Raw genomic sequence first — 9,950 nt, 5'->3', positions numbered from 1 at the left:
GCTGTCTTGGTTATGGTGTCATTGATGGTTAATGATTCTGAGAGGGATACTGATGCTGTCTTGGTTATGGTGTCATTGATGGTTAATGATTCTGAGAGGGATACTGATGCTGTCTTTGTAACTGTGTCATCAAGTGATAGTGATTCTGCTAGAGAGACTGAAGCTGTCTTGGTTATGGTGTCTTGTAGTGATAGTGATTCTGAGAGGGATACTGATGCTGTCTTGGTTATGGCGTCATTGATGGTTAATGATTCTGAGAGGGATACTGATGCTGTCTTTGTAACTGTGTCATCAAGTGATAGTGATTCTGCTAGAGAGACTGAAGCTGTCTTGGTTATGGTGTCTTGTAGTGATAGTGATTCTGAGAGGGATACTGATGCTGTCTTGGTTATGGCGTCATTGATGGTTAATGATTCTGAGAGGGATACTGATGCTGTCTTTGTAACTGTGTCATCAAGTGATAGTGATTCTGCTAGAGAGACTGAAGCTGTCTTGGTTATGGTGTCATTGATGGTTAATGATTCTGAGAGAGAAAGAGTTAATTTTTTTGCAGTGATTATAGTACCGTCATTAATAGATAGATTCTCTGTGAGAGAAAGAGCAACAAATCTGTCATAATCTAGTCCATCATTAAGGGATAGATTCTCTGTGAGTTTAACTGGAATGTTTTTGTTTACCTTATCTGTAAGTTTGAGATTTTCCAATAGTTCTACTTGAATTTTGTTGTTGATAATCAGATCAACCATAAATCTTTGATTTGCATGACCATCTTTGCCCCAAATTATTTCAAATGTGTCACCGCCTACATTAGATGATTTCATTGATACTTTGATACCAAATGAGCTACCTGACGGAATTGTACCGCTTAGAGCAGATAGATCAACATTACCTACAAGATTTTGGATTCCGTTAAATGAGACAGTATCAATCTCAGATATCTCTACACCTGTTGTTGGGGTTACTTCTACTAGTGTAAAGTTGAGATTTCCAGTGAACCCTGTAAATGTTGCATGGATATCGTTTCCAATAGATTTGCCAGTCACTAGGATGTCGTTTGTAAATCCAGTATTTTGCAAATAGAATGTAACTAGTGGGTATGCATTTGAATCAGTAGGAGATAAGACTGTCTTGGCAGTATTATCACATGTTGTCTGTTCAGTGTTAAACTCAAATGTTTGATGTGAAGTAAACTCCCAAGTTCCACATATAAAGTTCTCACCAAATAATGTGCCAGATGTCATTGGGAAAAACTGTGTATCATCAGAGAGAGATAGTGATTCTGAGAGGGATACTGATGCTGTCTTTGTAACTGTGTCATTGATGGTTAATGATTCTGAGAGGGATACTGTAGCAGCTTGGATAGTGTTTATAGTATCATCAAGGGATAGTGATTCTGTTAGAGATACTGAAGTTTTTCTATTAATGTTGTCTTGTAGTGATAGATTTTCTGTGAGTGATGAGAAAAACAATACTGGCACTCTAAAATGAATTCTCATCTGCACATAATCAATAGCATCATCATCATTACCACCTCCAGTCATGGCAAATGTTAGTCTAGCACCAAAATCAGGATCAGTAACAGTTGATACAGTTAATCCATCAAAACCATGAAGAGATGTTGGTCCACCAAAGATATGAACTGTTCCAGGTGTGGAATTAAAAATAACATGGGATGTTGTGTTTCCACTTGAATGCAAGTTTCCAAGATCATTGTATAAAGTTACATCTGTAACTCCGCCGGCTGGTGCACCATCATTTAAGAATCCTTCAATTTTAAATTCAATTCCTTTAATGTAAGCATCAGATGGAATTTGTAAGCCACCGCCAGTACCAGTTGTAAACCCAAAATTCTTTAGTACAAGTATTTCATTATCTGTACAATCAGCATTTGAATCATCATCAGCTGTTACACGAGTAGGATTTCCACATGTACTATCAGTAGTTGATGAAGGAAATGCATACGCTGTAACATATTGAGACGCAAAACCTGCATCTATTGTTCCATCATTAAATGATAGCAATTCAGTTAGAGAGATCACACTAGGCAAAGCATTTACAGAATCAGCAAAAGATAGAGATTCGCTTAAAGAGATTCCTGCAAATACACTAGTAAATACTGTGCCGTCATCAAGTGCTAATGATTCTTTTAATGTAACTTTGTATGCTGCCTTGTCTGTTCTAAAGTCCATGTTTTGTGCAACAAAGGAGGTTCTGTTGCTAACTGTTAATGCAACATCATCAGCAGTATCACTGGTCTTTGTGATTCTTAGTTTTAAAGTATCGCCTGACTTGAGATCAACATAGCAGCTAGACTCTGCAGCACTTTCTAGGACGTCAGATGAGCCTTGAGAACCTCTTGCATATCCGCCTCCAATACAGACTTTCTTTGGTACATCATTGACTAGAATTTCGGATGTAAATTCAAATCTATTATCAACTGCTGCTCTTTCTACAAATGTAGTGTATGCAACGTGATAAAGACCATCAGTATTGATGGTAATGGTGTCACTTACTGGCGTAAATGCAAAGTCACTATCTACTAGATCAGCAGTGTCCCAGAATTGATTGACATTAGAAAATTCAGAACCAACATCAAGATCATCTCCGCCTTCTGCATCATGTACAATTAATGCTTGAACGTCGCTAGTGCCCAAAAATTCTATGTCAAAGTGCATAGCACCGCCATTAACAGTTCTGTCAGATGCTGAATTTTGATCAGTATCAATTAAGACAAGTTTGATGGTATCTTGTGCATTTAGATTCAAGATGGTAGATGCTGCGAGTGCTGCAAAAGTACCACCTGTGTTGGTTCTAAGATATGCAGAGCTCCATCCGCTAGTAGCGTTTGTAAATGAACCGCCTTCTGGCTGTATTTGGATTGCACCACCAGTACCTGTTCTTTGATTAGTACTAGTATTATGCTCTACGCTGTATGAAACTCTATACAGTCCATCAAAGAGAACTTTGACATCTGATGATCCAGACTGGTGTTCAAATGGCGTATCCTTTCTGTCTTCAGTATCCCATGTAAGGTCAAGTGTTTCACCTTCAGTAGAAAGTGTATCTCCACCTGTTGCTTCGTGCAAGATTATTACATTTGGATTTGTTATTTGCTGTATTTGGAACCAGCTTGATGCTGCATTTAGCTGCGGATTCATGCCAGTTGCTGTTGATGTTCTTCTTGCAGCAATGCTTACAGTATCACCCTGAGAAAGATCCAGTAGACATTCTGCTTTTACAGTTGAATCAAAGGAGCTTGATGCACCTCTGTTATATCCAGAATCATAACATGAACCTGAATTGCCACCGTTTACATTCACATGTGAAATTGCAGTGTATCTGTCTGTACCTGTCGTAGTTATCGAAAGACCATAAGATACCCTGTAAACACCGTCAGCTGGAACAATGATGTCTTTGGTTCCAACTGTATGTCCAAATCCATTTGTTCTGTTTTGCACGTTCCATAAAATATCAACATCAGAAGTGCTGTCAATGTCTACGCCCACCTCAGCAGTGTCTGCACCGCTAAGGAAGATCAATTTTGTAGCATATTGATCAGAGTTGACTGTTCCATCATTAATTGATAATGATTCTTCTAGGAATGCTTTACTAACTAAATTCTTTACAAAAATATCATCATTAAGAGATAATGATTCATCCAAAAATACATTAAATTCACCAGCAGCTCCGATAATCGTTATAGCAACAACATCATTAAGTGATATTGATTCTGCTAGTAATGCAAATGAGACTCTGCTTGTAGTTACTGTTCCATCGTTGATTGGCAAAGTTTCTTTTAATGTAACTTTGTATGCTGCCTTGTCTGTTCTAAAGTCCATGTTTTGTGCAACAAAGGAGGTTCTGTTGCTAACTGTTAATGCAACATTGTTACTTGTGTCACTAGTCTTTGTGATTCTTAGCTTTAAAGTATCGCCTGACTTGAGATCAACATAGCAGCTAGACTCTGCAGCACTTTCTAGCACATCATTTCCACCTTGAGCACCTCTTGCAAAGCCAGAACCAATACAAACTTTCTGTGGAATATCATTGACTAGAATTTCTGATGCAAATTCAAATCTATTGGCAACTGCTGCTCTTTCTACAAATGTAGTGTATGCAACGTGATAAAGACCATCAGTGTTGATGGTAATGGTATCACTTACGGGTGTAAATGCAAAGTCGCTATTTACTAGATCTGCAGTGTCCCAGAATTGGTTAACACTAGAAAACTCTGTACCAACATCAAGATCATCTCCGCCTTCTGCATCATGTACAATTAATGCTTGAACGTCGCTAGTGCCCAAAAATTCTATGTCAAAGTGCATAGCACCGCCATCAGCAGTTCTAGTAGACCCAATAGATTGATCAGTATCAATTAAGACAAGTTTGATGGTATCTTTTGAATTTAGATTCAAGATGGTAGATGCTGCGAGTGCTGCTTCATCTATTCCGCTAGCCATTCGAAGATATGCAGAGCTCCATCCGCTAGTAGCGTTTGTAAATGAACCGCCTTCTGGCTGTATTTGGATTGCACCACCAGTACCTGTTCTAATACTGCCAGAGGCACTATGCTTTACGCTGTATGAAACTCTATACAGTCCATCAAAGAGAACTTTGACATCTGATGATCCAGACTGGTGTTCAAATGGCGTATCCTTTCTGTCTTCAGTATCCCATGTAAGGTCAAGTGTTCCACCTTCAGTAGAAAGTGTATCTCCACCTGTTGCTTCGTGCAAGATTATTACATTTGGATTTGTTATTTGCTGTATTTGGAACCAGCTTGATGCTGCGTTTAGTTGTGGATTCATGCCAGTAACAGTAGATTCTCTTCTTGCGGCAATGCTTACAGTATCACCCTGAGAAAGATCCAGCAGACATTCTGCTTTTAGGGCTACATCAAAGGAGCTATCTGCACCTCTAGCATATCCAGAATCATAACATGAACCTGAATTGCCACCGTTTACATTCACATGTGAAATTGCTTCGTATCTGTTTGTACCTGTCGTAGTTATTGAAAGACCATAAGATACTCTGTAAACACCGTCAGCTGGAACGATGATGTCTTTGGTTCCAGCTGTATGTCCAAATCCGTTGGTCTTGTTTTGTACATTCCATAAAATATCAACATCAGAAGTGCTGTCAATGTCTACGCCCACCTCAGCAGTGTCTGCACCGCTAAGGAAAACAATCTTTGTTCTAGATTTATCATAACTGATTGCTCCATCATTTAGTGGTAACGATTCAGTAAAAGAAACAGTACGAGTACGAGATGCAATGACAGAATCGGCAATACCCAGAGATTCTGTTTTACTGATACTATAGAGTAGAACATGCGGAATATCAATATAGCTTGCAGAAGATGCTTCAGTTGATCCAGAAGTTGGTAGTGTTGTTCCGCCAAAATAAAATGTTAGTATATCATTATTAGATCGTGCAGTAGTTGCATGTGACCATATTTCAGTAACAAGAACATCTCCTTCTTGTGCAGTAACTGAACTTCCAGAGAAAGTTATTACTTTTCCGTGTTTTGTACTTGCTACATTATTACCAAATTCTGTTGAAAGTGCAGTATCAGAATCATAAACATATCCTACTACAGAGTTGTTACTTGGTCTCCAGACATAAACAGAAAATGCAAAGAATGCATTTGCACCTGCGTTAGCTTCTGCAGCATTAGCACCTATTCTCCAGGTTCCAGCACCAATTGTTTGAGCTGCAAGAGGATATGAGGAGAATCTTGCAATGTAGCTATCTGTGTGTCCTGTGGATGTACCATCTCCAATAGTAATTGTTTGTTGGGTAGTTCCAATTTTAGATTGTAATGAACGAGTCTCAGTAGTACCAGAGTTAAGGTTTGATGTTCCAACTGGTAACGCTGTAGATTTCTCACCTGCAGTTGGAGTAATTGGTGCTGTTACATCTCTGAAATACAAACGAGTGCCACCATTTTGGAATGTTAATCCTACAGGAGCAGAAAGATAGCTTGCAGTGGATGCCTCAGTTGATCCATTAGTTGGTTCTGTTGTTCCGTCATAATAAAATGTGATAAGATCGTTATTAGATCTCTGAGTTGCTTGATGAACCCAGACTTCCAATACAAGAATATCTCCCGCTTGTGCAGTAACTGAACTTCCAGAGAAGGTTCCTACTTTTCCAGATTTGCTGGTACCACCTTCTGCTCCAACTACAGTATCAGAATCATAGACATATCCTACTACAGAGTTGTTACTTGGTCTCCAAACATAGACAGACAGTACATATTCTGAATTGGCACCGTTATTTCCTTGAATTGAATTATATCCAAATGTCCAAGTGCCAGCACCTATTGTTTGTGCAGCAAGAGGTAATGAAGAAAATCGTGACATGTAGCTATCTCTATGGGTGGTAGTTGACCCATCAAAGTAAGTAGAGGTGGTTTGTGAAGTACCGATATCAGGCAATAGTGAACGTGTTTCAAAATCACCTGAATTTAACACTCCAGCAACAGTAGGTAATACTGCAGATTTCTCGCCTGCAGTTGGAGTTGGAGATGCAAGTACATTTCTAAGATACAGTTTTGTAAATGAAGGGGCTGGATCTGCAGCTACAAACCATGGTCTTGCTTCAACAAACTCGCCTGAATTAATCTCAAGAGGACCTAGGGAGTAAAGTTGTGGAAATACTAGTGGAATAGAATAGGAATATTCCACATATGTCTTGTTTTCTATTAGATTCTTTGTCCATGTCAGGATCTTTGTATCTCCTATTGTTTGTATATCAGCATCAGAAACAACATTAAACACTGCAGGTATTTTCTCTTTGAGTTCTAATGTATCAGCGTCAGTAAATGATTCAATATCAATTCTGACATCAAATAAGTTAGGATTTATTGTTGGATCTATCTTGCTTTGTGCTGTTCTAGTAATATCAAATTCATAGAATTCTTGTGCATCAAATGTTGTACTAAAGTTAGTATTGATTCCAGATGCAGATGCATGAATGTCTACTTTGTATGTGCCATTTACAGATGTAATATACTGAGCATCATAAAGACCACATTCTTCATTTGGTACTATACCATTACTATCCAAGTAATCAATCATTCCAGAAGGTGATGTTACATTCATTGAGAGATTTGCATTGCAAACAGGATGACCTTCAGAATCCAATACAACAATTACAAAGTCGGCAGTATCACCTGGTTTGTAGATGCTCTTTTTGGTGTTAAGTGAAACTAGACCCCATGCAAATTCATTTTCTGTCTCATGTCTCTGACCATCTACAATAAAGATAGTTTTGATCTTGTATATTCCTGGTTTGTTGTTGCTATCAATTGAGAGCTTGAGATTGAATTTTCCTTCCATTACTTTCTCATATTTTGTTACAGTATTGACTAGGTTACCTTGAGGATCGTAAATTTGCGTAACAATTGTATTTCTAGAGTCCTTCCATTCACCTGTCTGAATAGGCTCAATTCCAGCAGTTTCCTCTATTGTATCTATGATTTCATCTAATCTTTGAGCACTGTCATCTAGATTGTTCTTTTCAAGATTCTTTACTACTGATTTGATTTGCTTTGTTACAGTCTTTAATTGTTCTTTAATTTCTTTGAGTTGTTCTTTATTAAGATCATTATTGTCAGATAGTTCTTTTACTTTATCTTTTAATTCTTTAACATGTATTTTTACTTCGTTAATATCTAATTTAGTAATATCATCATCGCCTAATTTTGCAGCTTCAGCTGTTTGTATTAAAAATAGACTTTCAATGTTTGAAATAATGTCGGTTACTGCAGATTTATTATTGGTTTCAGAGGTTGTTACATCAATTTCATTTTCAATGTCTTTAAGACTTTGCTCAAGTTCATTTGTAATTAGTTCTGTAGCATTTTCTATTTTTTGTTTTTCATCTACAAGCATTACATCAGAATTATAGAACTCAAATTCAAATTCAACTTCTTCCGTAATCAGATAGCTTTCTTTGACAGATGTTAGTTTTGGAATGATTTCCAAATTTATTTCAGTCTTATTGTCTTGATTTACAACTATAGCGTTAATTGATAAAATTTCTGAAAGTTCAATTATATTATCACCATTTAGTGTTGTTGAGATTATATCGGTAAGTGATAATAAATCAGAAATTCCAATTGTTGAATTGTCATTAATTATTGAATTTGCTGGAATTATTATGGCAACGACAACATCTGAAAACGTCATGATTTCAATTGTTGAATTGTTTGAATCGCCTGCTGGGCCATTTACTTTGTATGTTACATAATCTGCAAATGAAAGGGATTGAACATCTAATGGAACAGTAGAATCAATATCAAGTGGAAGAACATAGATTGATTCAGTTGAATTGTTTAAGAATACTGCAATTTCATCTGCAAATGACAATAAATCAGACTCAAATGGAATTTCATTGTTAGTTGAAGGTGTAAGATATCCTGCGTAAATATCATTAATTTGTGCCTGAGATAAGGCCTTTTTGTAGATTAAGACATCGTCAATGACACCTGAGAAATGATTTGACAAAGTAATTCTGCTTCTAAGTGTATTAAGATATGCACCAATTATCAAGTCAGATTCGTTTACTGCAATTTCAGCTGGGATTGGAATGACATCACCTTCAGAGATTGAAAATGAATCCTCAAGTGTTGATTGTGCTTCTAGATTGCCATTTACATAAAGTGAAATGTTTGTTCCATTAATTACTGCAACAAGATTAGTCCAATCAGTAATTTGTGTTGTTCCAGTAATTTTTGTCCATTCAACACCATCAAATACTGCAAATGTTGCAACTTTTTGTGGTGAATAAACATTGTTTATTCCAAGAACAAATGAACTTTCCTTTGATACAACTGTAAATTCTGCAGAGCCAGATGAATAATCTGGATTAATCCATGTAGAGATTGTTAATCTGTTAAGATCTTTGTTTAATGTTTCTTCTACTATTGGGATGTAACTTTCTGTAGTATTGAATGTAAACATTGAAGTTGCATTAGCATCATCTACACTTGTTGCATTGATATTGATGTCTGTTGCATTAATGTTTGTTGTATCAATGTTAATGTTTGTAGAGTTTGTAATTATTTTTGGTGCAAGTACATCAATTGCAGTTATATCTTCCTCAATTATTTCTACTATTGTATTATTGTGTAATGATTGTATCATTGGCAATGTCTGCAAATAAATTTCTGCAATTTGTGCTGCACTAAGATATACACCAAAGATGTTGATCTCTTTTATCTTCCCGTGGAATTGTTTTGTTACTTCATCTACTGATCTGTGATTCTCAAGTGATGCGCCAACAATTACATCGGAAGTAGAATTTGCTGTCTCAATTGTTTTTATTTCTAGTTGGCCTTTTAGATTCATTGAGATGGTTTGTACAGTTGAAACGTTAGATAGCGTGCCATTTGTGTAAATTGAAAGGGTTGTTCCATTAAAGGTGGCAGCAATATGTGACCAATCATCGCCAATTTTGGAGGTAGATTCTACTGAGTGCCATTTTATACCATCAAATACTGCAAATTTGGCTATATGTTTAGGTGCCAAATTGTTGTTAATGGTCAAGGCAAATGACTTTTCTTTGGAAATTACCGTAAATTCGGCAGATCCGCCTACATAATCAGGATTTACCCAGGCAGTAATTGAGAGATTTTGGATGTTATTTGTGGAATTTCCGCTATTTGAGAGGTAACCTTCCCCATCTAAAATAAGGCTAGAATAGGCTTCCTGAATGTGAACGTCACCTATGAATCTGGAGCCATTTACGGCTTTGTCAAATTTCCAGGATTCAGTGGCGTTAGGAATGACTACTGGAACTGTGCTGTTGAGTATGCCTGTGCTGTTGAGTATGCCTGTGCTGTTGAGTATGCCTGTGCTGTTGAGTATGCCTGTGCTGTTGAGTATGCCTGTGCTGTTGAGTATGCCTGTGCTGTTGAGTATGCCTGTGCTGTTGAGTATGCC

1 protein-coding gene is annotated in these 9,950 nt (G+C 37.2%); it reads right to left on the bottom strand.

The window, feature by feature from the left end; genetic code table 11:
- On the bottom strand, positions 1–9,950 hold a 9,950-nt coding region (locus K5782_RS09710; protein ID WP_297466096.1), incomplete at both ends, for a LamG-like jellyroll fold domain-containing protein.

The sequence above is a fragment of the Nitrosarchaeum sp. genome (assembly GCF_025699065.1).
Taxonomy (GTDB): Archaea; Thermoproteota; Nitrososphaeria; order Nitrososphaerales; family Nitrosopumilaceae; genus Nitrosarchaeum.
The sequence above is the reverse complement of the archived record's forward strand: the minus strand, read 5'-3'. Positions and strand labels throughout refer to the sequence as shown.